At 66.8% G+C, this 23,616-nt stretch carries 18 protein-coding genes and 4 tRNA genes; 16 read left to right on the forward strand and 6 right to left on the reverse strand.

The window, feature by feature from the left end; all coding sequences use genetic code 11:
* The first annotated feature begins 3 nt into the window (after positions 1 to 3).
* Positions 4 to 903, forward strand: coding sequence for a LysR family transcriptional regulator (locus tag M3149_RS09415; RefSeq protein ID WP_251709047.1), 900 nt, complete (start codon positions 4 to 6; stop codon positions 901 to 903).
* Here M3149_RS09415 and M3149_RS09420 read toward each other — a convergent pair.
* The gene (locus M3149_RS09420) at positions 863 to 2,197 is read right to left on the reverse strand and encodes a D-amino acid dehydrogenase (RefSeq protein ID WP_251709048.1); all 1,335 of its coding nucleotides are present in this window, start codon (positions 2,195 to 2,197) and stop codon (positions 863 to 865) included. The genes M3149_RS09415 and M3149_RS09420 overlap by 41 nt on opposite strands.
* 184 nt (positions 2,198 to 2,381) lie before the next feature.
* Here M3149_RS09420 and M3149_RS09425 point away from each other — a divergent pair, with 184 nt between their 5' ends.
* The 14 genes from M3149_RS09425 (at position 2,382) to M3149_RS09490 (ending at position 17,009) form a co-directional block, all read left to right on the forward strand.
* On the forward strand, positions 2,382 to 3,731 hold the full coding sequence (locus M3149_RS09425; RefSeq protein WP_251709049.1) for an aspartate aminotransferase family protein: 1,350 nt from the start codon (positions 2,382 to 2,384) through the stop codon (positions 3,729 to 3,731).
* A 155-nt stretch (positions 3,732 to 3,886) separates the two neighbouring features.
* Positions 3,887 to 4,864: a TAXI family TRAP transporter solute-binding subunit gene (locus M3149_RS09430; RefSeq protein ID WP_251709050.1), complete on the forward strand. Its 978-nt coding sequence runs from the start codon at positions 3,887 to 3,889 to the stop codon at positions 4,862 to 4,864.
* Positions 4,865 to 4,973: 109 nt separating this feature from the next.
* Positions 4,974 to 7,556 carry a TRAP transporter permease gene (locus M3149_RS09435; RefSeq protein WP_251709051.1) on the forward strand — a complete coding sequence of 861 codons (2,583 nt, stop codon included), beginning with the start codon at positions 4,974 to 4,976 and terminating at the stop codon, positions 7,554 to 7,556.
* A 6-nt stretch (positions 7,557 to 7,562) separates the two neighbouring features.
* A complete protein-coding gene (locus M3149_RS09440; protein ID WP_251709052.1) occupies positions 7,563 to 8,210 on the forward strand; it encodes an aspartate/glutamate racemase family protein in 648 nt (215 codons plus the stop codon).
* Between the two features lie 105 nt (positions 8,211 to 8,315).
* Positions 8,316 to 8,402 (forward strand) — tRNA-Leu (locus M3149_RS09445).
* A gap of 64 nt (positions 8,403 to 8,466) precedes the next feature.
* Entirely contained in the window at positions 8,467 to 9,777 is a 1,311-nt protein-coding gene (gene tig, locus M3149_RS09450) for a trigger factor (RefSeq protein WP_251709053.1), read from the forward strand.
* Positions 9,778 to 9,965: 188 nt separating this feature from the next.
* Positions 9,966 to 10,583 carry an ATP-dependent Clp endopeptidase proteolytic subunit ClpP gene (gene clpP, locus M3149_RS09455; protein WP_285886845.1) on the forward strand — a complete coding sequence of 206 codons (618 nt, stop codon included), beginning with the start codon at positions 9,966 to 9,968 and terminating at the stop codon, positions 10,581 to 10,583.
* 107 nt (positions 10,584 to 10,690) lie between these two features.
* Entirely contained in the window at positions 10,691 to 11,956 is a 1,266-nt protein-coding gene (gene clpX / locus M3149_RS09460) for an ATP-dependent Clp protease ATP-binding subunit ClpX (RefSeq protein ID WP_251709054.1), read from the forward strand.
* Positions 11,957 to 11,973: 17 nt separating this feature from the next.
* Positions 11,974 to 14,406: an endopeptidase La gene (gene lon, locus M3149_RS09465; RefSeq protein WP_251709055.1), complete on the forward strand. Its 2,433-nt coding sequence runs from the start codon at positions 11,974 to 11,976 to the stop codon at positions 14,404 to 14,406.
* An 82-nt stretch (positions 14,407 to 14,488) separates the two neighbouring features.
* Positions 14,489 to 14,564, forward strand: a tRNA-Gly gene (locus M3149_RS09470).
* A gap of 77 nt (positions 14,565 to 14,641) precedes the next feature.
* Positions 14,642 to 14,715 (forward strand) — tRNA-Cys (locus M3149_RS09475).
* Positions 14,716 to 14,794: 79 nt separating this feature from the next.
* Positions 14,795 to 14,887, forward strand: a tRNA-Leu gene (locus tag M3149_RS09480).
* A gap of 40 nt (positions 14,888 to 14,927) precedes the next feature.
* Positions 14,928 to 15,551 (forward strand): DUF6806 family protein, encoded by a 624-nt coding sequence (locus M3149_RS09485; RefSeq protein ID WP_251709056.1) that lies wholly within the window; start codon positions 14,928 to 14,930, stop codon positions 15,549 to 15,551.
* A 153-nt stretch (positions 15,552 to 15,704) separates the two neighbouring features.
* Positions 15,705 to 17,009 carry an MFS transporter gene (locus tag M3149_RS09490; RefSeq protein ID WP_251709057.1) on the forward strand — a complete coding sequence of 435 codons (1,305 nt, stop codon included), beginning with the start codon at positions 15,705 to 15,707 and terminating at the stop codon, positions 17,007 to 17,009.
* A 31-nt stretch (positions 17,010 to 17,040) separates the two neighbouring features.
* Here M3149_RS09490 and murI read toward each other — a convergent pair whose 3' ends face one another.
* The 5 genes from murI to M3149_RS09515 form a co-directional block, all read right to left on the reverse strand.
* Positions 17,041 to 17,847: a glutamate racemase gene (gene murI / locus M3149_RS09495; protein WP_251709058.1), complete on the reverse strand. Its 807-nt coding sequence runs from the start codon at positions 17,845 to 17,847 to the stop codon at positions 17,041 to 17,043.
* Positions 17,848 to 17,852: 5 nt separating this feature from the next.
* Positions 17,853 to 19,406 (reverse strand): fumarate hydratase, encoded by a 1,554-nt coding sequence (locus M3149_RS09500; RefSeq protein ID WP_251709059.1) that lies wholly within the window; start codon positions 19,404 to 19,406, stop codon positions 17,853 to 17,855.
* A gap of 107 nt (positions 19,407 to 19,513) precedes the next feature.
* Entirely contained in the window at positions 19,514 to 19,855 is a 342-nt protein-coding gene (locus tag M3149_RS09505) for a hypothetical protein (protein ID WP_251709060.1), read from the reverse strand.
* A complete protein-coding gene (locus tag M3149_RS09510; RefSeq protein WP_251709061.1) occupies positions 19,744 to 20,526 on the reverse strand; it encodes a leukotoxin LktA family filamentous adhesin in 783 nt (260 codons plus the stop codon). The genes M3149_RS09505 and M3149_RS09510 overlap by 112 nt, the downstream gene beginning before the upstream one ends.
* Before the next feature lie 267 nt (positions 20,527 to 20,793).
* Positions 20,794 to 21,393, reverse strand: a complete 600-nt coding sequence (locus M3149_RS09515; RefSeq protein WP_251709062.1) for a YqhA family protein — start codon at positions 21,391 to 21,393, stop codon at positions 20,794 to 20,796.
* Between the two features lie 143 nt (positions 21,394 to 21,536).
* Here M3149_RS09515 and acs point away from each other — a divergent pair, with 143 nt between their 5' ends.
* Entirely contained in the window at positions 21,537 to 23,531 is a 1,995-nt protein-coding gene (gene acs / locus M3149_RS09520; protein ID WP_251709063.1) for an acetate--CoA ligase, read from the forward strand.
* Positions 23,532 to 23,616: the final 85 nt, after the last annotated feature.

Genomic DNA, 23,616 nt, shown 5'->3' on the forward strand with positions numbered 1-23,616 from the left:
CCCATGCGCCTACGCCACATCGAGGTCTTCAACGCCGTCATGCTCACCGGCAGCGTGAGTGCGGCGGCCCGCATGATCAACGTGACGCAGCCGGCGGTGAGCCGCACACTGCAGCACGCCGAGCTGCAGCTGGGCTTCCCGCTGTTCCAGCGCGCGGGTGGGCGCCTGGTGCCCACGGCCGAGGCGCAGACGCTGTACCCACACATCGAGCGTTTGTTCGCCCAACTCGATGAGGTGCAACGCCTGGCCGGCAACCTCAAGGCCGGGCGCAGCCAGGGCGAGTTGCGCGTGCTGACCGTGCTGGGGCTGAGCCACGAGGTATTTCCCCGTGCGATGCGGTTGTTCCGTGAGAAGCATCCCGAGGTGCTGGTGCACCACCAGGCGCAGCATTCGGTGCAGATCGTCTCCTCGCTCGTGCTGCAGGAGGCCGATCTCGGCTATGTGTTCAGCGCCGCCTCACACCCGGCATTGGCGCAGGAGCGACTGGCCGAGCGGCGGGTGATGGCGGTGCTGCCCAAAGGCCTGTTGCCGCCGCGCGCGCTCAAGGCCGGCAGCATCGGCTGGGCGCAGCTGGCCCGACTGCCCGTGATTGCGCTCGACGGTCAGGACCCGCTTGGCCTGCAGCTGGCCCACACCCTGCGCGACCACAACCTGGGCCTGCAGCCGGTGATGACGGTGCAGACCTACCACGTGGCGCTGGCGCTGGCGCACCATGGTGTGGGCGTGGCGCTGGTGGAGGGCTGCACCGCGGCCTCGGCCGACCCGACGAAGGTGGACGTACTGCCGCTGGAGCCGGCGATCGCCACCACCGTGCACATGCTGCGCCCGACGGCGCGCCCGCACTCGGTGGTGGCGCGCAGCTTCACGCGCTGTGTGCAGCAAGCCCTGCAGCAGATCGGCTGAGCCCCGCGGGCGTCCGGTTCTCCAGCCCGCGCGGGCCACCCACGGCACCTTGCAGCAGGTGCGACACGCGTTGCGCACTGCCCGCGGCGAGCGTGAAACCAAGTGCGCCATGCCCGGCGTTGAACAGCAGGTTTTCCGGTGCACCCTGCACCTGACCCAGGATGGGCACGCCGGTGGGTGTGGCCGGGCGCAGGCCGGCCCAGGCCTGCACGTCGTTGCCGCTCATGGCCAGCGGGAACACCTCGCTGGCGGCACGGCGCAACTGCGCGACGCGCGCGGGGTCGATGCGGGCATCGTGGCCGGCCAGTTCGGCCAGGCCGGCGACGCGCAAGCGCGAGCCCAGGCGTGCAAAGACCACCTTGCGCTGTGCGTCGGTGACGCTCACGGCCGGCGCCAGCCCGCCGGCCTCGGGCACACCCAGCGTGAGGCTGTAGCCCTTGAGCGGATACACCGGCACCGACACACCGAGCCGGCTCGCAAAGCCCGCCACCCCGCTGCCCAAGGCCGCCACGAAGGCGTCCGCCTCGATCCAGTGCCCGCCCGCCTGCACGGCCACCAGTCGCTCGCCTTCGCGGCGCAGCGCACCCACCGCGTCGCCCAGCACGAAGCGCACACCGCGCGCCTGCAGCACACCGTGCAACGCATCGCACAGACGCGCGCAGTCGGCCGCGCACTCCCCGGGCGTGTGGATGCCCCCCACATGGCGCGCTGCGCTGCCTGCCAGCGCGGGTTCGATCTTCAGGCACTCGGCCAGCGTGAGCGCGTGCTGTTCGGCGCCGCCGAGCACGCGTTGCAATTCAAGCTGACGGCGGGCGGCGGCAAAGGCAGCTTCGCTGCCGTACATCACGAGCTTGCCGCTGCGTTGGTGGTCGCAATCGGCCCGGGTGTCGGCCAGCAGGCGCTGCAGCACGTCGCGGCTTTCCTCGGCCAGGGCCAGCAGCCGGGCCGTGCTGCGTGCGGACACATCCGCGCGGCAGGCAGCCAGGAACCGCAGGCCCCAGGCCCATTGCTGTGGGTCCAGCCTCAGCCGCAGGGAGAACGGCGACTCCCGCGACAGCAGCAGCTTGGGCAACTGGGCCCAGATGGAGGGGTCGGCCAGCGGCTGTACGTAGGCGTAGCTGAGCTGCGCGCCATTGGCCAGGCTGGCTCCCTCGCCCGGGCGCCGCTGGTCGATCACGATCACCTCGAAACCGTCGCGCTGGAGTTGCCAGGCGGTGGCCAGGCCGACGATGCCGGCCCCGAGCACGGCGACGCGTCGAGGGCGGTTCAGGGTCAGGGCAGGGGGGTTGTGCATGGTGCGCAACTCTAGGGGTTAACCCGGGCGTGCGCACATGCAGATCGCACGGCGGCCCATGCCCGGAACTCATGGGCCAGTGGTGCGGCACATAACCTGGCGGCATGGGGCGGGCTCACAAAAGCATGTTCACAGGCGGGCCAGGTGCCTAGACTGGCGGCTCCTCACCCCAACGCATGCCGCCATGCAAGCCACCCGCGTCTTCCACCGCCACCTTCACCAGGAAATGCCCTTTGCCGTGAGCGGTCAGGGCATCACGATCACCGACAGCCAGGGCAAGTCCTACCTCGACGCCTCGGGCGGTGCCGCGGTGTCGTGCCTGGGGCATGGCCACCCCGATGTGATCGCGGCCATGCACGCGCAGATCGATCAACTGGCCTACGCGCACACCAGCTTCTTCACCACCGCCGTGGCCGAAGAACTGGCCGACACCCTGATCGACACCGCGCCCGCGGGCATGAGCAACGTGTACTTCGTAAGCGGTGGTTCCGAGGCCGTGGAGGCCGCGCTCAAGATGGCGCGCCAGTACTTCGTGGAGATCGGCCAGCCGCAACGCAAGCACTTCATCGCGCGGCGCCAGAGCTACCACGGCAACACCTTGGGTGCGCTGGCGGTGGGTGGCAACGCCTGGCGGCGCGAGCAGTTCAAGCCGCTGCTGATCGATGTCGAGCACGTCTCACCCTGCTACGAGTACCGCGACAAACGTGCCGATGAAACGCCGGAACAGTACGGCCAGCGTCTGGTGGCCGAGCTGGAGGCCACCATCGAGCGTCTGGGCGGCGAGAACGTGATCGCCTTCGTCGCGGAAACCGTGGGCGGCGCCACCGCTGGCGTGCTGACGCCGGTGCCGGGCTACTTCAAGGCCATCCGCGCGCTGTGCGACCGCCACGGCATCCTGCTGATCCTCGACGAAGTGATGTGCGGCATGGGCCGAACCGGCACGCTGCACGCCTGCGAGCAGGACAGCGTGGTGCCCGACCTGCTCACCATCGCCAAGGGCCTGGGCGGCGGTTACCAGCCCATCGGCGCGGTGCTGGCGCAGGCGAAGCTGGTGGACGCCTTCCGACAGGGCAGTGGCCTGTTCCAGCACGGCCACACCTACCTGGGCCATGCGGTGGCCTGCGCCGCAGCGCTGGCGGTGCAGCGCGTCATCCAGCGCGACGGCCTGCTGGCGCAGGTGCGCGAACGCGGCCGCACGTTGCAAGGCCTTTTGCAAGACGCGTTTGGCGCGCACCCGCACGTCGGCGACATCCGGGGCCGCGGGCTGTTCTGGGGCGTGGAGCTGGTGGCAGACCGCGCCAGCAAGCAGTGGTTCGACCCGGCCCTCAAGCTGCACGCACGCATCAAGCGCGCCGCCATGGCCGAGGGCCTGATGGTCTACCCCATGGGCGGCACGGTCGACGGCCGCTGCGGCGACCACGTGCTGCTCGCGCCGCCCTTCATCAGCACGCCCGACGAGCTGGGCCAGATCGTGCAGCGCCTGCAGCGCGCCATCGATCGGACACTGGCCGGCGTGGCCTTGGCCGCGGCCTGATCCCATGCGGCCTTTGCATACTCTGCCGGGGTAAACCCCCGCTTGCTGCGACGAGGGGGCGGCCTGGCTTGCTTTAGCATTCACCCCCTGCGCACATGGGCCCCACAAGGGCCCGACGCTTTCCCAACCACCAGTGACCTGCAGGAGAACACACCATGAAGAAACTCACCGCCTGCCTCAGCGCCGTGGCCGCATCGGCCGCGTTGATGGCACCCGCCGCACCGGCCTTTGCGCAAGCGAAGTTCATGACCATCGGCACCGGTGGCGTGACCGGCGTCTACTACGCTGCCGGCGGCGCCATCTGCCGTCTGGTGAACAAGGACCGCGCCAAGCACAACATTCGCTGCTCGGTGGAGTCCACTGGCGGCTCGGTGTTCAACGTCAACACCATCAAGGCCGGCGAGCTCGACCTGGGCTTTGCGCAGTCCGACGTGCAGTTCAACGCCACGAAGGGTGTGGGCCAGTTCAAGGACGCCGGTGCCTACGGTGATCTGCGCGCGGTGTTTGCCGTGCACCCCGAGCCCTTCACGGTGGTCGCCCGCAAGGAAGCGAACATCACCAAATTCGAAGACTTCAAGGGCAAGCGCTTCAACGTCGGCAACCCGGGCTCGGGCACGCGCTCCTCGATGGAAGAGCTGCTGGGCGCCATGGGCTGGAAATTGTCCGATTTCTCGTTGGCGTCCGAACTGAAGGCCGACGAACATGGCCCGGCGCTGTGCGACGGCAAGATCGACGGTTTCTTCTACGCTGTGGGCCACCCCAGCGCCAACATCCAAGATCCGACCACCTCGTGCGGCGCCAAGCTCGTGTCCATCACCGGCCCGGCCGTGGACAAGCTGGTTGCCGAGAAGCCCTATTACGCCAAGGTCACGCTGGCCGGTGGCCTGTACCCCAACAACCCGCAACCCACCACCACCTATGGCGTGACCGCCACCGTGGTGGCCTCCACCAAGACGCCGGCAGACACGGTGTACCAGGTGGTCAAGGCAGTGTTCGACAACTTTGACGAGTTCAAGAAGCTGCACCCGGCGCTGGCCAACCTGACGCCCGAGGGCATGGTCAAGGACGGTCTGAGCGCGCCGCTGCACGAAGGCGCTGCCCGCTACTACAAGGAAAAAGGCTGGATCAAGTGATGAGCGGGGCCCATCCCCTGGTGGAAGGGCCCCATCTCTCCAACATGGCGAAGGCAGGCTTCGCCATTTTTTTTGACCGATCCCGTTTCTTTCCCCGGAGCGCACCACCATGAGCACCGACATCGAAAAAGCCCCGGAAGCGCTGCAACAACTCGTGGCCGACAGCGACACCGGCGGGCGCAAGCCCACCGGCATCACGGCCGGCATCATCTTCACAGCGGCCCTGTTGTGGGCCTTGTTCCAGTTCTGGTACGCCTCGCCGCTGCCCTTCGAGCTGGGCTTCGGCATCCTCAATGACACCGAGGCGCGCGCCATCCACCTGGCGTTCGCGCTTTTCCTGGCCTTCCTGGCATGGCCGGCCTTCAAGTGGTCGCCCCGCAAGCACGTGCCGGTGGTCGACTGGGTGCTCGCGCTGGCGGGCGCCTTCGCGGCGGCCTACCTGATGCTCTTCTACGCCGAGCTGGCCACGCGCCCCGGCCAGCCCAACACGACGGACATCGTGGTGGCCACCATCGGCCTGGTGCTGCTGCTGGAGGCCACACGCCGCGCCGTGGGTTGGCCGATGGCCGCACTGGCGGCGATCTTCATCGCCTACAGCATGCTCGGGCCCTTCCTGCCGGACGTGCTGGCGCACAAGGGCGCTTCGCTCAACAGGTTGCTGTCGCACATGTGGCTCACCACCGAGGGTGTGTTCGGCATCGCGCTCGGCGTGTCGGCCGGAACCATCTTCGTCTACGTGCTGTTCGGTGCGCTGCTCGATCGCGCGGGCGGTGGCAACTACATGATGCAGGTGAGCTTTGCGGCGCTGGGCCACCTGCGCGGCGGCCCGGCCAAGGTGGCGGTGGTGTCGTCGGCACTCAACGGCATGATCTCCGGCAGCTCGGTGTCCAACGTCGTCTCGGGCGGCATCTTCACCATCCCGCTCATGAAGAAAGCGGGCTACGGCGGCATCAAGGCCGGTGCCATCGAGACCATGAGTTCGGTCAACGGCCAGATCATGCCGCCCGTCATGGGCGCCGCCGCGTTCCTGATGGTCGAGTACGTGGGCATACCGTACGCCGAGATCGTCAAGCACGCCTTCCTGCCGGCCACGCTCTCCTACATCGGCCTGCTCTACATCGTGCACCTGGAGGCGCTCAAGCTCGGCATGAACCCGATCGTGAACGTCGCACCCAAGCCCTGGCGCGTGCGGCTGATGCGCAACCTGATCGGCATCAGCGGCAGCATCGCCGTGGTGTGCGCGATCTACTACCTGATCCTGGGCCTCAAGGCCGCGCTCGGTGCGGTCGCGCCCTACGCGGTGGGCGCGGTGGTGCTGGGCCTGTACCTGTTCTCGGTGCAGCAGGCCGCGCGCAGCCCCGATCTGCCGGACGACATCGACATCGAGAACCCCAAGCCGCTGCAGACCTGGCCCACGGTGCGCGCCGGCCTGCACTACATCATGCCGATCGCGGTGCTGATCTGGTGCCTGATGGTCGAGGTCATGTCGCCCGCGCTCTCGGCCTTCTGGGCTGTGGTCACGCTGGTGGTGCTGATGCTCACGCAAGGGCCTTTGATCGCCTTGTTCCGGGGTGTCCCGGCGCCCGGCGCCTGGAAGGCGGGCTTCGATTCGGTCGTGAGTGGCTTTACCGACGGCTCGCGCAACATGATCGGCATCGGCGTGGCCACGGCCACTGCGGGTGTCATCGTGGGGGCCATCACGCTCACCGGCCTGGGCCTGCGAATGACGGAGTTCGTGGAGTTCGTGGCGCAGGGCAACGTGATGGCGATGCTGCTCTTCATCGCCTTCGTCTGCCTTGTGCTCGGCCTGGGCGTGCCCACCACGGCCAACTACGTGCTGGTGGCTACGCTGATGGCCCCAGTGGTGGTGGAGCTCGGTGCGCAGAGCGGCCTGATCATTCCGCTGATCGCGGTGCACCTGTTCGTCTTCTACTACGGGATCATGGGTGACATCACGCCTCCGGTGGGGCTGGCGACATTCGCGGCGTCGGCCATTTCGGGCGAAGACTCCATCAAGACCGGCGTGCAGGGCGCTGTCTATGCGCTGCGCACCGTGATCCTGCCCTTCATCTGGATCTTCAACCCGCAACTGCTGCTGATCGACGTGCATGGCTGGGGCGAACTCATCCGCGTGATTGCGGCTTGCACGCTGGCCACGCTGGTGTTCGCGGCGGTCACCATGTTCTGGTTCCGTGTGAAGAACCGCTGGTGGGAGACCGTGCTGCTGGCCGTGGCGGTTGTGCTGCTGTTTCGCCCCGACGCCTTCATGGACCGGCTCTACGCTCCCAACCAGAGTGTGTCGCCAGCCCAGGTGTTCGACGTGGCGCGCGATCGGCCCGCCAACGACCGAGTGGTGATGGTGATCCAGGGCATGACGATTGAAGGTGACGACATCACCAAGACCGTTGCAGTGCAACTCGGCGACGCGGGCCCTGATGGTCGCAAGCGCCTGGCCGATGCAGGCCTGCAACTCGTGCCGCTGGGAGACCAGATGCAGATCGGCGCCATCAAGTTCGGCTCGCGTGCGGCCAAGTCCGGCTTCGAGCAGGGTTGGGACGTGAAGGAGGTCCTGGTGCCGTCAGAGCGTCCTTCGACGCACTGGTTCTACCTGCCTGCGCTGCTGCTGGTGGCCCTGGTGTGGTGGAACCAGGGCCGACGCCTGAAGCCTGGCCTGCGCACCGCGGTGGCTTGAGGGAGCATGACGCGCATTGCCCTGATCCACGCGCTGGCCCATTCGGTCGCGCCCATCAACGAGGCGATGGCGCGCGACTGGCCCGAGGCGCTGCGCATGAACCTGCTCGACGACAGCCTGTCGGCCGATCTCGCGCGCGAGGGCCGCGGGCTGGACGCGGCCATGCACGCGCGCTTCGAGGCGCTGACTGCGTACGCCGAATCGACGGGGGTGCAAGGCATCCTGTTCACCTGCTCGGCCTTCGGCCCGTGCATCGAGGCCGCGGCGGCGCGCCGCCCGCACCTGCCGGTGCTCAAGCCCAACGAGGCCATGGTCGACGAGGCGGTCGCCCTCGCTGCCGGCGCGCCAATCGGCCTGCTCGCCACCTTCGGCCCGACGCTGCAGTCGATGCCGCCGGAATTTCCGGCTGGCGTCTCGCTGCACACGGCACTGGCCGGGGGCGCGCTGGACGCTCTCAACGCGGGCGATGGCGCCGCGCACGACGCGCGGGCGGTCGAGGCGGCGCTTGCCCTGAAGGCACAGGGCTGCGCGGTGATCGCGCTGGCGCAGTTCAGCCTGGCGCGGGCCGCCGCCGCGGTGCAGGCGGCCACCGGCCTGCCGGTGCTCACCACGCCGGACAGCGCGATCCGCAAATTGCGCCGCCTGGCGGCTTGACGGCGCCCGTCGGGCACCCGTGCCCCGGCTACAATCGCGGGTTTCCGTGAGAGGGCTGCCCGCCCCGCTGGGCGCCGCCCCGGCGGCGCGAGACTCCCTTGCGGCGCGCGGGTGGCGAAATTGGTAGACGCACCAGGTTTAGGTCCTGACGCCAGCAATGGTGTGGGGGTTCGAGTCCCCCCCCGCGCACCAGCCCCACGGAAGCCCCGATTTCCTGCGCCGGCCCGAACTGCCGGTCTTCCCTTTGGAGAACACCATGACCGTGACCGTTGAAACCCTGGAGAAGCTGGAGCGCAAGATCACGCTGACGCTGCCTGCCGACGTCATCCAGAACGAGGTGGCCGCGCGCCTCAAGCGCATCGCCCGCGACGTCAAGATGGACGGCTTTCGCCCCGGCAAGGTGCCGATGAACGTGGTGGCCCAGCGCTACGGCTATTCGGTGCACTACGAGGTCATGAACGACAAGGTGGGCGAGGCCTTCGCCACCGCGGCCAACGAAGCGCAACTGCGCGTGGCTGGCCAGCCCCGCATCACCGAGAAGGAAGGCGCGCCCGAAGGCCAGCTGGCCTTCGACGCGGTCTTCGAGGTCTACCCCGAGGTCAAGATCGGCGATCTGACCGGTGCCAAGGTCGAGAAGTTGGATGCGTCGGTCGACGAAGCTGCCATCGAGCGCACCCTGGACATCCTGCGCAAGCAGCGCCGCACCTTCGCGCAGCGCGCCCAGGATCAGGCCGCCCAGGACGGCGACCGCGCCACCATCGACTTCGAAGGCAAGATCGACGGCGAGCCCTTCGAGGGCGGCAAGGCCGAGGCCTTCCAGTTCATCGTCGGTGACGGCCAGATGCTCAAGGAGTTCGAAGATGCCGTGCGCGGCATGAAAACCGGCGAGAGCAAGACCTTCCCGCTGGCCTTCCCGGCCGATTACCACGGCAAGGACGTGGCGGGCAAGACGGCCGACTTCCTGGTCACGGTCAAGAAACTCGAAGCCGCCCACCTGCCCGCCGTCGATGAAGCGCTGGCCAAGTCGCTGGGCATTGCCGACGGCACGGTGGAAGGCTTGCGCGCCGACATCCGCAAGAACCTCGAGCGCGAAGTCAAGTTCCGCCTGCAGGCCCGCAACAAGGCCGCCGTGATGGACGCGCTCGTGGCCGTGGCCGAACTCGATCTGCCCAAGTCCGTGGTGCAGTCCGAGCTGGATCGCCTGGTCGAGGGTGCCCGTGCCGATCTCAAGCAGCGCGGTATCAAGGACGCCGAGAAGGCCCCGATCCCCGACGAGCTGTTCCGCCCGCAGGCCGAGCGCCGCGTGCGCCTGGGCCTGGTGGTGGCCGAGCTGGTCAAGGCCAACGAACTGCACGCCAAGCCCGAGCAGATCAAGGCCCACATCGAAGAGCTGGCCGCTTCCTACGAGAAGCCGGCCGACGTGATCCGCTGGTACCAGAGCGACAACCGCCGCATGGCCGAGGTCGAGGCCATCGTGATCGAGAACAACGTGACCGAATTCGTGCTGTCCAAGGCCCAGGTCGAGAACAAGACCGTGGCTTTTGACGAACTGATGGCGCAGTCCTGATCGACGCATCGGTCACGCAGGGAGGGCGGACGCGTTCCGCCCTCTTTTTTTTGCCTCGACCGGCCCCACCTACCTGCGCCAGCCCCAAGCGACGCGGGCCATGGCCCCACCGCCGGTGGGCGTTGTGATGGGTTGGTTACAGTAGGGTCACGTCACTCGCCGCAGAAGCGGTGCATCCGGAGAAACGCATGAGCGCAATGGACATCCAAGGCCTGGGCATGGTCCCCATGGTCATCGAACAATCGGGCCGCGGCGAACGCGCCTACGACATCTACTCGCGCCTGCTCAAGGAGCGTGTGATCTTCCTGGTCGGCCCCGTGAACGACCAGACGGCCAACCTGGTGGTGGCCCAGCTGCTGTTCCTGGAAAGCGAGAACCCCGACAAGGACATCTCGTTCTACATCAACTCGCCGGGTGGTTCGGTGAGCGCCGGCATGGCGATCTTCGACACCATGAACTTCATCAAGCCCGATGTGTCCACGCTGTGCGTGGGCATGGCCGCGAGCATGGGCGCGTTCCTGCTGGCCGCGGGTGCCAAGGGCAAGCGCTTTGCACTGCCGAACTCCAAGGTCATGATCCACCAGCCGCTGGGCGGCACCCAGGGTCAGGCCACCGAGATCGAGATCCACGCCCGCGAGATCCTCAAGACCCGCGAACAGCTCAACAAGATTCTGGCCGACCGCACCGGCCAGCCGCTGGAGAAGATCGAGCGCGACACCGAGCGCGACTACTACCTGAGCGCGGCCGAGTCGGCCGAGTACGGGCTGATCGACCGCGTGATCGAAAGACGCCCGACGGCCGGCTGACGCACCGGTGATGGGCGGCAGATCGCGGGATTTGCCGTCCATTTCCACCGTTTGGCCCGGTCGACCCTTGAACTATCATTGATCACCGTTTTCCCCTTCTAGCGACCATGGCCGACAAGAAAGCCGCCTCCAGCGAAAAAGCGCTGTATTGCTCCTTCTGCGGCAAAAGCCAGCACGAGGTCAAGAAGCTGATCGCCGGTCCCTCGGTGTTCATCTGCGACGAGTGCATCGACCTGTGCAACGACATCATTCGTGACGAGTTGCCCGGGGTCGAGTCGGTCAAGGCGTCTGCCGACGACCTGCCCACGCCAGCACTGCTCAAGTCCAACCTCGACAACTACGTGATCGGCCAGGACGCCGCCAAGCGCGCACTGGCTGTGGCCGTCTATAACCACTACAAGCGCCTGCGCCACAAGCAGGCCTCGCGCAAGGAAGAGGTCGAACTCGCCAAGAGCAACATCCTGCTGATCGGCCCCACGGGTTCGGGCAAGACGCTGCTCGCCCAGACCATGGCGCGCATGCTCAACGTGCCCTTCGTGATGGCCGACGCCACCACGCTCACCGAGGCGGGCTACGTGGGCGAAGACGTCGAGAACATCGTCGCCAAGTTGCTGCAGAGCTGCAACTACGACATCGAGCGTGCGCAGCAGGGCATCGTCTACATCGACGAGATCGACAAGATCACGCGCAAGTCCGACAACCCCTCGATCACGCGCGACGTGTCGGGCGAGGGCGTGCAGCAGGCGCTGCTCAAGCTGATCGAAGGCACCATGGCCAGCGTGCCGCCGCAGGGCGGGCGCAAGCACCCCAACCAGGATTTCCTGCAGGTCGACACGACCAACATCCTCTTCATCTGCGGCGGCGCGTTCGCCGGGCTGGAGAAGGTGATCGAGGCGCGCACCGAGGCCTCGGGCATCGGTTTTGGCGCCACCGTGCGCAGCAAGCAGCAGCGCAGCCTGACCGACGTGTTCCGCGAGGTCGAGCCCGAGGACCTGATCAAGTACGGCCTGATCCCCGAGCTCGTGGGTCGTCTGCCCGTGATCGCGGCGCTCGCCGAACTCAGCGAAGACGCGCTGGTCGACATCCTCACCCAGCCGAAGAATGCGGTGGTCAAGCAATTCTCGCGCCTGCTCTCGATGGAGGGCGCCGAGCTCGAGGTGCGACCGGCCGCGCTCAAGGCCATTGCCCGCAAGGCGCTGGCGCGCAAGACCGGCGCCCGCGGATTGCGCTCCATACTGGAAAACGCGCTGATCGACACCATGTTCGAGCTGCCTGGCTTGAACAACGTCGAGAAGGTGGTGGTCGATGAGTCGACCATCGAAGAAAACAAACCGCCGCTGCTGGTCTACCGCGAAGCGGCCAAGCAGGCCTGATACCCATCGAGGTCGATATGTCCGGTCAAACCCCCCTGCCCAGCACCCCCGTCGAGCTGCCGCTGCTGCCGTTGCGCGACGTCGTGGTGTTCCCCCACATGGTCATCCCGCTGTTCGTGGGCCGGCCCAAGAGCATCAAGGCCCTGGAGGCCGCGATGGAAGGCGAGCGCCGCATCATGCTGGTGGCTCAGAAAGCCGCTGCAAAGGACGAGCCCTCGGTCGAGGACATGTTCGAGATGGGCTGCGTCGCCTCCATCCTGCAGATGCTCAAGCTGCCGGACGGCACCGTGAAGGTGCTGGTCGAAGGTGTGCAGCGCGCCAAGGTGCTGTCCATCAATGACGGCGAGACCCACTTCGTCGCCAACGTCACCCCGATCGACCCGGCCAACGAGCGCGCCGCGGCCCCGGTCAATGAGCTGGAAGCGCTGCGCCGGGCTGTGATGCAGCAGTTCGACCAGTACGTCAAGCTCAACAAGAAGATTCCGTCGGAGATTCTCACCTCGATCTCCAGCATCGACGACCCGGGGCGTCTGGCCGACACCATCGCCGCACACCTGCCGCTCAAGCTCGAGAACAAGCAGGTCGTGCTTGACCTCGATCCGGTGGTCAAGCGCCTGGAGAACCTGTTCGAGCAACTCGAGCGCGAGGTCGACATCCTCAACGTCGACAAGAAGATCCGCGGACGCGTCAAGCGCCAGATGGAGAAGAACCAGCGCGACTTCTACCTCAACGAACAGGTCAAGGCGATCCAGAAGGAGCTTGGTGAAGGCGAAGAGGGCGCCGACATCGAAGAGATCGAGAAGAAGATCAAGGCCGCGCGCATGCCGGCCGAGGCACGCAAGAAGGCCGACGGCGAGCTCAAGAAGCTCAAGCTCATGTCGCCCATGTCGGCCGAGGCCACGGTGGTGCGCAACTACATCGACGTGCTCGTGGGCCTGCCCTGGAGCAAGAAAACCAAGATCAAGCACGACCTGGCCTACGCCGAAGAAGTGCTCAACGCCGATCACTACGGCCTCGAGAAGGTCAAGGACCGCATCCTCGAGTACCTCGCGGTGCAGCAACGCGTCGACAAGGTCAAGGCGCCCATCCTGTGCCTCGTGGGCCCGCCGGGCGTGGGCAAGACCTCGCTCGGTCAGTCGGTGGCCAAGGCCACGGGCCGCAAGTACGTGCGCATGGCCCTGGGTGGCATGCGCGACGAGGCCGAGATCCGCGGCCACCGCCGCACCTACATCGGCGCCATGCCGGGCAAGGTGCTGCAAAGCCTGAACAAGGTGGGCACGCGCAATCCGCTGTTCCTGCTCGACGAGATCGACAAGCTCGGCACCGACTTCCGCGGCGATCCCTCGAGCGCGCTGCTCGAGGTGCTCGACCCCGAGCAGAACCATACGTTCGGCGACCACTACGTGGAAGTCGACTTCGACCTGTCCGATGTGATGTTCGTCGCGACCTCGAACTCGATGAACATTCCGCCGGCACTGCTGGACCGCATGGAGGTCATCCGCCTCTCGGGCTACACCGAGGACGAGAAAGTCAACATCGCGGTGCGCTACCTGTTGCCCAAGCAGTTGAAGAACAACGGCATCAAGGACGGCGAGATGGACGTGCGCGAAGACGCGGTCCGCGACATCGTGCGCTACTACACGCGCGAAGCCGGCGTGCGTTCGCTCGAGCGCGAACTCTCCAAGATCTGCCGCAAGGTGGTCAAGGGCCTGCTGCTCAAGAAATTCACGCCCACCGTCGTGGTGACGGCCGAGAACCTGAGCGAGTTCCTGGGTGTGCGCAAGTACAGCTACGGCCGTGCCGAGCAGCAGAACCAGGTGGGTCAGGTGGTCGGCCTGGCGTGGACGGAGGTCGGCGGCGACCTGCTGACCATCGAAGTGGCCACCATGCCTGGCAAGGGTGCCACCACCCGCACCGGTTCACTGGGCGACGTGATGAAGGAATCGGTGGAGGCCGCGCGCACCGTGGTGCGCAGCCGCTCGCGCATGCTGGGCATCAAGGACGAGATGTTCGACAAGCGCGACATCCACATCCACGTGCCCGACGGCGCCACGCCCAAGGACGGCCCGAGCGCCGGCATTGCGATGACGACGGCCATGGTGTCTGCGCTGACCGGTATTCCGGTGCGGGCCGATGTCGCGATGACCGGCGAGATCACGCTGCGTGGCGAGGTCACGGCCATCGGCGGGCTCAAGGAAAAACTGCTGGCGGCGCTGCGTGGCGGCATCAAGACGGTGGTGATTCCCGAAGAGAACGTGAAGGACCTCGCCGAGATTCCGGACAACGTGAAGCAGGGCCTGGAGATCATCCCGGTGAAGTGGATCGACAAGGTGTTGTCGATCGCGCTGGAGCGCCAACCCGTGCCCCTGACCGACGAAGAAGTGGCGGCCCAGATGGCCGCCGCCCAGGTGCGCTCGGCCGCTGCCGAAGGGGACGCCGTCAAGCACTGAAAAAGTTGCCTGGGCTTGAAGGGGGCGCATTTTTTGCGCTATACTTCCAGCTTCTGCAAAACGCTCGGTTTTGCGGAAAAACGCGGGAATAGCTCAGTTGGTAGAGCGCAACCTTGCCAAGGTTGAGGTCGCGAGTTCGAACCTCGTTTCCCGCTCCAGATTCGCAACCAGGGAAGCCCTGCTTCCCGCGCAGAAAGGGAAGCACAGCTTCCCTTTTTTGTCGGATGCACGAACCGGCGCGTTAGCAAAGCGGTTATGCAACGGATTGCAAATCCGTCTAGGGCGGTTCGACTCCGCCACGCGCCTCCAGAACCACCGTCAAACCCTGCCCGCCCGGTGCTGGCGGGGTTTGCTTTTTTCACCTGCGACAATGCGGCTGCGGCCCGTGGCCTCGATGGTGAAATTGGTAGACACAGCGGACTTAAACTCCGCCGCTTTCCCGCAAGGGGGCGTACCGGTTCGACCCCGGTTCGAGGCACCAACGCCAGGTCAATGCCGGTCCTGCCGGCGGAGTGAGATTCATGAGCAGCCGATTCGACGCCCCCTTCGAGATTCACGTGCATGGCGATGTGCCGCTGCGGACCGACGTCGCGTACGAGCAGATCCAGGAAGCGCTCAAGCCTTTGTGGCAGTACGCGGGCGCGCGCTCGCTGGCCGCTGCAGCGGCCAGCAGCTACGAGGACGAGCCCGGTATCCGCTTCGAGGCCGACAGCCACACCTTGCAGATCTGCTGGACCGTCAATGGTGACGAGGATTTCCGTCAGGCGATCGAGGATGCCTGCATGGGTCTCAACGAAATCGCTTCTGCCGGTGCGCCGCTGGAGGTGTCGTTCTATGACACCGAGTTCGATGAGGAAGACGACAGCGGCGAGGAAGAGGCCCGCGACGATTTCATCATGTGCTTCGTCGGCCCGACGCCCGCGGCCATCATGCAGGTGCAGCGTGACCTGCTCGTGCAGGACGTGGTGCAGGTCATGGAGCGCCACTTCGACGCGTCCGAACTCGGCGACGTGGTGGCCTCGATCGACAAGCTCTTCAACCAACGCTTCGACGCGCTGGTGAACTCCATGCAGCTGGGCAAGCCGCCGCGCGGCCATGGCCCGTCGGGTCACGGCGGCCCGCGCAAGCCACGCCACCTGCACTGACAGCGAGTCGCCCGCGCCGCGCTGCGCGCGACCCACTTGAGGGGGCAATGCCCACGGACCGGCAGAGCCCGATCCGTGGCGTTTGTCGGCAATGCACGCGCCCCGAATAGACTTCGGGGCATTGCGCCCCTTGGGCGCGCCTGCGGAGTCTGCATGGCCTTCTTCTCCACCGATGCCCTGAACACCGGCGTGCGCAAGCGCGAGGTGTTCGGCTGGGCGATGTACGACTTCGCCAACTCAGGCTACACCACCGTCGTGCTGACCGCTGTGTTCGCCGCCTACTTCGTGGGGGCGGTGGCCGATGGTGCCGATTGGGCCACCTTCGCGTGGACAGCGGCGCTCAGCGTTTCGCACCTCATCGTGATGTTCACCGTGCCCGCCATGGGCGCCTGGGCTGACCGCCATGCGGCAAAAAAGCGGTTGCTCATGCTGACCACGGTGGGCTGCGTGGTCACCACCGCCGGCCTGGCCCTCGTGCAGCCAGGGGCAGTCGCGTTGGGCGTGGTGCTGGTGATCGCGTCCAACGTGTGTTTTGCCTGGGGCGAATCGCTGGCCGCCGCTTTCCTGCCGGAACTCGCGAGGCCGCAGGCCATGGGCCGTGTGAGCGGCTGGGGCTGGAGCCTGGGCTACGTGGGTGGCATGCTCAGCCTGGGCCTGTGCCTGGCCTATGTGCTGTGGGCTCAGGCGCAGGGTCAGAAGGCGTCGCAGTTCGTGCCGGTCACCATGATCATCACGGCCGCGCTCTTCGGTCTGGCGGCGCTGTTCACCCTGGGCCTGCTGCGCGAGCGCGCCGAACCACAGGCCGGACGCGAGGGTGGCTGGCGCGCCTCGCTGCAGCGACTGCGTGTGACCTTCGGTCAGGCGCGCCATTACCGCGATTTCATGTGGCTGCTGGCCAGCACGGCGGCCTATCAGGGCGGCGTGGCGGTGGCCATCGCGCTGGCGGCGATCTATGCCGAGCAGGTGATCGGCTTTGCGCAGCAGGAGACCATGCTGCTCATCTTCGTGCTCAACATCGCGGCCATGGTGGGCGCCTTCGCCTTCGGATACGGCCAGGATCGGCTGGGCCACAAGCTCGCGCTGGGGCTCACGCTGGTGGGCTGGATCGCCACCTGCGTGATCGCCGCCCTGAGCACCACCAAGGGCCAGTTCTGGTGGGCAGCCACCATCGCCGGGCTGTGCATGGGGTCGAGCCAATCCGCCGGGCGCGCCATGGCCGGCATGCTGGCCCCCCCTGCGCAACTGGCTGAATTCTTCGGCCTGTGGACCTTCTCGACGCGCGTGGCCAGCATCGTGGGGCCGCTCACCTACGGCGCGATCACCTGGATGACCGCGGGCAACCACCGCCTGGCCATCGTGTCGACGGCCTTGATGTTCGTGCTCGGCCTGTTGTTGCTGATTCCCGTGAACATGCAACGCGGCCGCACCGCGGCCTTGACGGCGCCCGAGTTGCGCTGATCGGGCGACGGACAGCCCAAGGGGAAGCGCCTCAGTCCCCCAGGGTCAGCCGCTGTACCGCGGCCCGCTCCAGCCCCAGCCAGCGTTGTGCAGCCTGCGAGAGCACTTCGGTGCCACCCGTGCACCGCCACCGCAACGCAGCTTGCGCGTCGTTGCCTGGCAGGGGGCCAAGCAAGCTGGCCGCGCGGCGTGCCACGGCTTCGGCGGGGTCCACCAACCGCAGCGGCTCTGCCCACGCGGCGCGCCACGCCGCGTCCACCAGGGGGTAGTGGGTGCAACCAAGCACCAGGGTGTCGATGGAAGGCGCGTGGCCGAGCAGGGCCTGCAGGTGCGAACGGCACAGCGCGTTCATCGCGGTTTCGTCGTTGCGCTCGATGGCGTCTGCCAGACCATCGGCCGCGTGGTCGTGGATCTGCAAGCCTGGCCCGGCGCTGGCGAGGCAGGCGTCGCGCAGCGCGTGGTACCGGGGGCTCTGCAGTGTGGCGCGCGTGGCGAGCACACCCACGTGGCCGCTGCGGGTAAGGCCCAGGGCAGGGCGCACGGCGGGTTCGATGCCCACGATGGGCAGGTCGGGGTGCTCCCGGCGCAGGGCATCGATGGCCACGGCGGTGGCGCTGTTGCAGGCAAGAACGAGCAGATCGAGCGCGCTGTCGGCGCGCCACGCGCGTACCAGCGCGGCCAAGCGCTCGCGCAGCGAGGCGGCTTCACGCTCGCCATAGGGCGCCCAGGCGTTGTCCGCGAGGTAGTGGTAGTGCGCGGCGGGCAACGTGGCGCGCAAGGCGCGCAGCACGCTGAGCCCGCCGATGCCGCTGTCGAAGACGCCGATGACCGGCGCCATATCCCTCAAGCGCTGGCGACCGTGATGCCCTTGAACTCGCCGGAGGCGATGCGCTGGCTCCACTCGGCCGGACCGGTGATGTGGGCGCTGGTACCCCCGGCGTCCACGGCCACGGTCACAGGCATGTCAACCACGTCGAACTCGTAGATGGCTTCCATGCCGAGGTCTTCGAAGCCGACCACGCGCGCCTGCTTGATCGCCTTGGACACGAGGTAGGCTGCTCCGCCCACTGCCATCAGGTAGGCGCTCTTGTGCTTCTTGATGGACTCGATCGCGACCGGGCCGCGCTCGGCCTTGCCGATCATGGCGATCAGGCCGGTCTGGCTGAGCATCATGTCGGTGAACTTGTCCATGCGCGTGGCGGTGGTGGGGCCGGCGGGGCCGACCACCTCGTCGCGCACCGGGTCGACCGGGCCCACGTAGTAGATGACGCGGTTGGTGAAGTCCACCGGCAGCTTCTCGCCCTTGGCGAACATGTCTTGAATGCGCTTGTGCGCGGCGTCGCGGCCGGTGAGCATCTTGCCGTTGAGCAGCAGCGTGTCACCGGGTTTCCAGCTGGCCACCTCTTCCTTCGTGAGCGTGTTCAGGTCGACGCGCTTGCTTTTCTTCGCATCGGGTTCCCAGTTCACGTTCGGCCACAGGTCGAGGCTGGGCGCGTCCAGGTAGACCGGGCCGCTGCCGTCGAGCACGAAGTGCGCGTGGCGCGTGGCTGCGCAGTTGGGGATCATGGCCACCGGCTTGCTGGCCGCGTGCGTGGGGTACATCGCGATCTTGACGTCGAGCACGGTGGTAAGACCCCCCAGGCCCTGTGCGCCGATGCCCAGTGCGTTGACCTTCTCGTACAGCTCCAGACGCAGCTCTTCCACCTGCGTGAGCTTCTCACCCTTGCCGGCCTTGGCCTGCAGCTCGTACATGTCGATGTCTTCCATCAGGCTCTGCTTGGCCAGCAGCATGGCCTTCTCGGCCGTCCCGCCGATGCCGATGCCCAACATGCCCGGCGGGCACCAGCCCGCGCCCATGGTCGGTACGGTCTTGAGCACCCAGTCGACCAGGGAATCGCTGGGGTTGAGCATGACGAACTTGCTCTTGTTCTCGCTGCCGCCGCCCTTGGCCGCCACCGTCACGTCGACGGTGTTGCCGGGCACGATCTCGGTGAAGATCACCGCAGGCGTGTTGTCCTTGGTGTTCTTGCGCGCGAAGTGCGGGTCGGCCACCACGCTGGCGCGAAGCTTGTTGTCGGCGTGGTTGTAGCCGCGGCGCACGCCTTCGTTGATGGCGTCTTCCAGGCTGCCGCTGAAGCCTTCGAGCCGCACGTCCATGCCGATCTTGAGGAAGACGTTGACGATGCCCGTGTCCTGGCAGATCGGGCGGTGACCGGTCGCGCTCATGCGGCTGTTGGTCAGGATCTGCGCGATCGCGTCCTTGGCCGCGGCGCTTTGCTCGCGCTCGTAGGCGCGCGCCAGGTGGGCGAGGTAGTCGGCCGGGTGGTAGTAGCTGATGAACTGCAGCGCGCCGGCAATGGATTCGATGAGGTCGTTCTGGCGGATGGTCGTCGTCATGGCGTGCGCCCGTGGGGTGGCAGGGTGAATGCGGTGGGAATCCGCCATTTTCGCAGAGCCCGCGCGCCTTGCTGGCGGCACGGGCTGGCGCCCGCTCAAGGCCCGGTTCAGGGCCAGTTGACGGTGATCGACGCGTGCAGCCGGGTGCGTTTGCGTTCGGCTTCGGCCGACTCGTTGCGCAGGGGCCAACCCAACGTGAGGCGGGCCTGCACGCGCGGTCCCCATTCGGCCACCAGGCCCAGGCCGGCGCTGCTCAGGAAGTCGGCCTTCGTGATGTCGGACAGCGGTTCGGGACGGAAGGGGAACGCGCCGCCGTGGTCGATGAAGGCCAGGCCCGTCACGTGGGGCCCTCCGCCGCCCTCGGCGGGCGTGTACAGCCTTCGACGCAGCTCGGCGCTTGCGAGGTAGCCGCTGCGCCCGGTGAGCAGGCCCTCGCTGTAGCCACGCACACTGGCGCTGCCGCCCACCTGGAATTGCTCGGAAGATGCGCGCCCCCCGCAATCTCGATGCGGCCCGCGGCCAGCGTCGCTGCGTCGGCGGCATTCACCCGACCCTCAACCCGCACCAAACCCGTCGCGCTCAGCGGCACCTGGCCCGCCAGCACCTGTGCGGCGGCCTGCTCGTCGATCAAACCGGCGGGCGAGACCAGGCGATCCATGAACGCCGCGGTGGGCGTGGTCAGTGTGAGGCTGCCGACGTTGAGGACGCCCTGCGCGCCGACCACCGTGCCATGCGGGTTGAGGAAGTAGACGTGGCCGCCGATCTGACCGTTGCGGTAGGCATTGAGCAGGCCATTGATGTAGGAGCGCTCACCGTGCACCAGGTTGAGCAGGTGCTGGGTCTGGCCGGGCAGGTGCATGTTGACCGTGTGCCCCTGGCCGACGTTGAAACGCTGGAAGGAGTTGAAGGCGCTGCTGCCACTCACCGTGCTGGTGGTGATGTCGGTCACTGCGCCGTTGACCTGAACGCTGGTATGCGTGCGCCCGTCGGTCACGATGGGCTGGGCGCAGGCACTGCTGGCCGCGTAAATCCCCAGGGTCATCAAGGCACTTTGCAGCGCGCAGCGCTTGAGCACGCAAAGGTCTTGGCGGCGCAGATAGCCGATGGCGGCCTGGGTCATGGTCGGTCCTCCGGTGATGACCCCGGGCCACACCATGTGGCCATCCCGGGGCTGCACGAGTACCTGCCGAACGCCTCCCTGGCGCCGCCCGATCCCCGGTGCTGGCCGAATCTACCAGTACGAGTACCCGAGTGCTACAGTATGTAACCCGAAACGGTACGGGGTATCCCGGGTGGCGCTTGCCCGAACGTGAGGTATGTCACGGATGGCGCTGCGGGCGCCATCGGGTGAGGTGCGCGCCTTGTGCCGAGCGCGCACCCCGGGAGGTCAGTGCGGCGCGCCGTGGTTGGACGCCATGACGCGGTCGGCCAGTGCGATGGCCAGCGCGCTGAACAGGAAGGCGACGTGGATGATGGTCTGCCACATCAGCACCTTCACGTCATAGTTGGCGGCGTTGATGAAGGTCTTGAGAAGGTGGATGGAGCTGATGCCGATGATCGCCGTGGCCAGCTTGACCTTGAGCACGCTGGCGTTCACGTGGCTCAGCCACTCGGGCTGGTCCGGGTGGTTTTCCAGGTGCATGCGGCTGACGAAGGTTTCGTAGCCGCCGACGATGACCATGATCAGCAGGTTGGAGATCATGACCACGTCGATGAGCGCGAGCACCACCAGCATGATGATGGTCTCGTTGAGTCCCGTGAGCTCCACGTCACTCTTGTAGCCGATGCTCGTGACGAGCTTTTGCAGCGCGGCATCGTTGCCAAAAGCGGCCTCGATCAGGTGCACGAGTTCCACCCAGAAATGGAAGACGTAGATGGCCTGGGCCGCAATGAGGCCGATGTAGAGCGGCAGTTGCAGCCAACGGCTGGCGAAGATGAGGTTGGGCAAGGGGCGGATCGGGCCGGTCGTTTTGACGGGGTCGGACATGATGGTGTGGGAAAGGGCGCCGGGCGAGGGGGCGCGGGTGTCGGTTATTGTAGGAGCGTGCCCGGTGTCAGGCGGCCGTAAGTGCCCTTGCGCACAGTGCCGCCGGCCCGTTTTTCCCCACAAAGAGCCGAGGAGACAGCTGCATGACAACGCCTTCGTCGTCGATCGAATCCGTCCTGGTCGAGAACCGCGTCTTCGAACCCAGTGCCGCCACCGTGGCGGCGGCCCGCATCTCGGGCATGAAGTCCTACGAGGCGCTGTGCGCCGAGGCGGACAAGGACCCGCAAGCTTTCTGGGCGCGACTGGCGCGCGAGGAACTGGGCTGGCACAAACCCTTCAAGCAGGTGCTCGACGACAGCAACAAGCCCTTCTACAAGTGGTTTGCCGACGGCGAACTCAACGCCTCCTGGAACTGCCTGGACCGCCACATGGGCACGCCGGTGGAGCACAAGACAGCCATCGTGTTCGAGGCCGACGACGGCGCCGTCACGCGCATCACCTACCGCCAGTTGCTCGACAAGGTCTCGCAGTTCGCGAACATGCTCAAGGCGCGCGGCGTGCAGCAGGGCGACCGCGTGGTCATCTACATGCCGATGACGATCGAGGGCGTGGTGGCCATGCAGGCCTGCGCGCGCATCGGCGCCACCCACAGCGTGGTGTTCGGCGGATTCTCGGCCAAGGCACTGCAGGAGCGCATCCAGGACGCCGGTGCGGTGGCCGTGATCACCGCCAACTACCAGATGCGCGGCGGCAAGGAGTTGCCGCTCAAGGCCATCGTCGACGAAGGCATTGCCATGGGCGGTTGCGAGTCGATCAAGAACGTCATCGTCTACCAGCGCACGCCCACGGCCTGCAACATGGTGGCCGGGCGCGATGTGTACTGGCACGAGGCCGTGGCCGGGCAGGGCAGCGAATGCCCGCCGGCCTACGTGGGCGCTGAACACCCGCTGTTCATCCTCTACACCTCGGGCTCAACGGGCAAACCCAAGGGCGTGCAGCACAGCACCGGGGGCTACCTGCTGTGGGCAAAGCTCACCATGCTCTGGACTTTCGACCTGCGCCCGGAGGATGTGTTCTGGTGCACGGCCGACATCGGCTGGATCACCGGCCATACCTACGTGGCCTACGGCCCGTTGGCCGCGGGCGCCACGCAGGTGGTGTTCGAAGGCGTGCCCACCTACCCGAACGCGGCGCGCTTCTGGCAGATGATCGAGAAACACAAGGTCACCATCTTCTACACCGCCCCCACGGCGATCCGCTCGCTCATCAAGGCGGCCGAGGGCGATGAGAAGGTGCACCCGAAGAACTCCGACCTGTCGAGCCTGCGCTTGCTGGGCTCCGTGGGCGAGCCCATCAACCCTGAGGCCTGGATGTGGTACCACCGCCATGTGGGCCGTGAGCGTTGCCCCATCGTCGACACCTTCTGGCAGACGGAAACCGGTGGCCACGTGATCACGCCGCTGCCAGGCGCCACGCCCCTGGTACCGGGTTCGTGCACGCTGCCGCTGCCGGGCATCAGCGCCGCCATCGTGGATGAGTCGGCCAACGACGTGCCCAATGGCGCGGGCGGCATCCTGGTCATCAAGAAGCCCTGGCCCTCGATGATCCGCACCATCTGGGGTGACCCGGAGCGCTTCAAGAAAAGCTACTTCCCCGAGGAGCTCAAGGGCTACTACCTGGCGGGCGACGGTGCCGTGCGCAGTGCCGACCGCGGCTACTTCCGCATCACCGGGCGCATCGACGACGTGCTCAACGTCTCGGGTCACCGCATGGGCACGATGGAGATCGAGTCGGCCCTGGTCTCCAAGACCGATCTCGTGGCCGAAGCCGCGGTGGTGGGGCGCCCAGACGACGTCACCGGCGAGGCGATCGTTGCCTTCGTGGTGCTCAAGCGCTCGCGCCCCACCGGCGACGAGGCCAAGGCGATCGCGAAGGAGTTGCGCGACTGGGTGGGCAAGGAGATCGGCCCGATCGCCAAGCCCAAGGACATCCGCTTCGGCGACAACCTGCCCAAGACCCGCAGCGGCAAGATCATGCGGCGCCTGTTGCGCGCCATCGCCAAGGGCGAGGCAATCACACAGGATGTCTCGACCCTCGAGAACCCGGCCATCCTGGATCAGTTGTCGCAGAACAACTGACCGAGGGCCTGCCCGGGGTCGGGCAGACAACAAAAAACCCGCTGGGATCCACTAGCCGTTCGGTTAAGGGGTTGATAACGACCAC

Origin of the sequence: Hydrogenophaga intermedia, assembly GCF_023715105.1 — a bacterium.
Classification (GTDB): Bacteria; Pseudomonadota; Gammaproteobacteria; order Burkholderiales; family Burkholderiaceae_C; genus Hydrogenophaga; species Hydrogenophaga intermedia_A.

Coding starts and splice junctions, on each gene's coding strand:
- tig (WP_251709053.1), top strand. CDS start 8,467: ATGACCGTGACCGTTGAAACCCTGGAGAAGCTGGAGCGCAAGATCACG.
- M3149_RS09435 (WP_251709051.1), top strand. CDS start 4,974: ATGAGCACCGACATCGAAAAAGCCCCGGAAGCGCTGCAACAACTCGTG.
- clpX (WP_251709054.1), top strand. CDS start 10,691: ATGGCCGACAAGAAAGCCGCCTCCAGCGAAAAAGCGCTGTATTGCTCC.
- M3149_RS09440 (WP_251709052.1), top strand. CDS start 7,563: ATGACGCGCATTGCCCTGATCCACGCGCTGGCCCATTCGGTCGCGCCC.
- M3149_RS09500 (WP_251709059.1), bottom strand. CDS start 19,406: ATGACGACGACCATCCGCCAGAACGACCTCATCGAATCCATTGCCGGC.
- acs (WP_251709063.1), top strand. CDS start 21,537: ATGACAACGCCTTCGTCGTCGATCGAATCCGTCCTGGTCGAGAACCGC.
- M3149_RS09515 (WP_251709062.1), bottom strand. CDS start 21,393: ATGTCCGACCCCGTCAAAACGACCGGCCCGATCCGCCCCTTGCCCAAC.
- murI (WP_251709058.1), bottom strand. CDS start 17,847: ATGGCGCCGGTCATCGGCGTCTTCGACAGCGGCATCGGCGGGCTCAGC.
- M3149_RS09430 (WP_251709050.1), top strand. CDS start 3,887: ATGAAGAAACTCACCGCCTGCCTCAGCGCCGTGGCCGCATCGGCCGCG.
- clpP (WP_285886845.1), top strand. CDS start 9,966: ATGAGCGCAATGGACATCCAAGGCCTGGGCATGGTCCCCATGGTCATC.
- M3149_RS09485 (WP_251709056.1), top strand. CDS start 14,928: ATGAGCAGCCGATTCGACGCCCCCTTCGAGATTCACGTGCATGGCGAT.
- M3149_RS09510 (WP_251709061.1), bottom strand. CDS start 20,526: ATGACCCAGGCCGCCATCGGCTATCTGCGCCGCCAAGACCTTTGCGTG.
- M3149_RS09425 (WP_251709049.1), top strand. CDS start 2,382: ATGCAAGCCACCCGCGTCTTCCACCGCCACCTTCACCAGGAAATGCCC.
- M3149_RS09490 (WP_251709057.1), top strand. CDS start 15,705: ATGGCCTTCTTCTCCACCGATGCCCTGAACACCGGCGTGCGCAAGCGC.
- lon (WP_251709055.1), top strand. CDS start 11,974: ATGTCCGGTCAAACCCCCCTGCCCAGCACCCCCGTCGAGCTGCCGCTG.
- M3149_RS09415 (WP_251709047.1), top strand. CDS start 4: ATGCGCCTACGCCACATCGAGGTCTTCAACGCCGTCATGCTCACCGGC.
- M3149_RS09420 (WP_251709048.1), bottom strand. CDS start 2,197: ATGCACAACCCCCCTGCCCTGACCCTGAACCGCCCTCGACGCGTCGCC.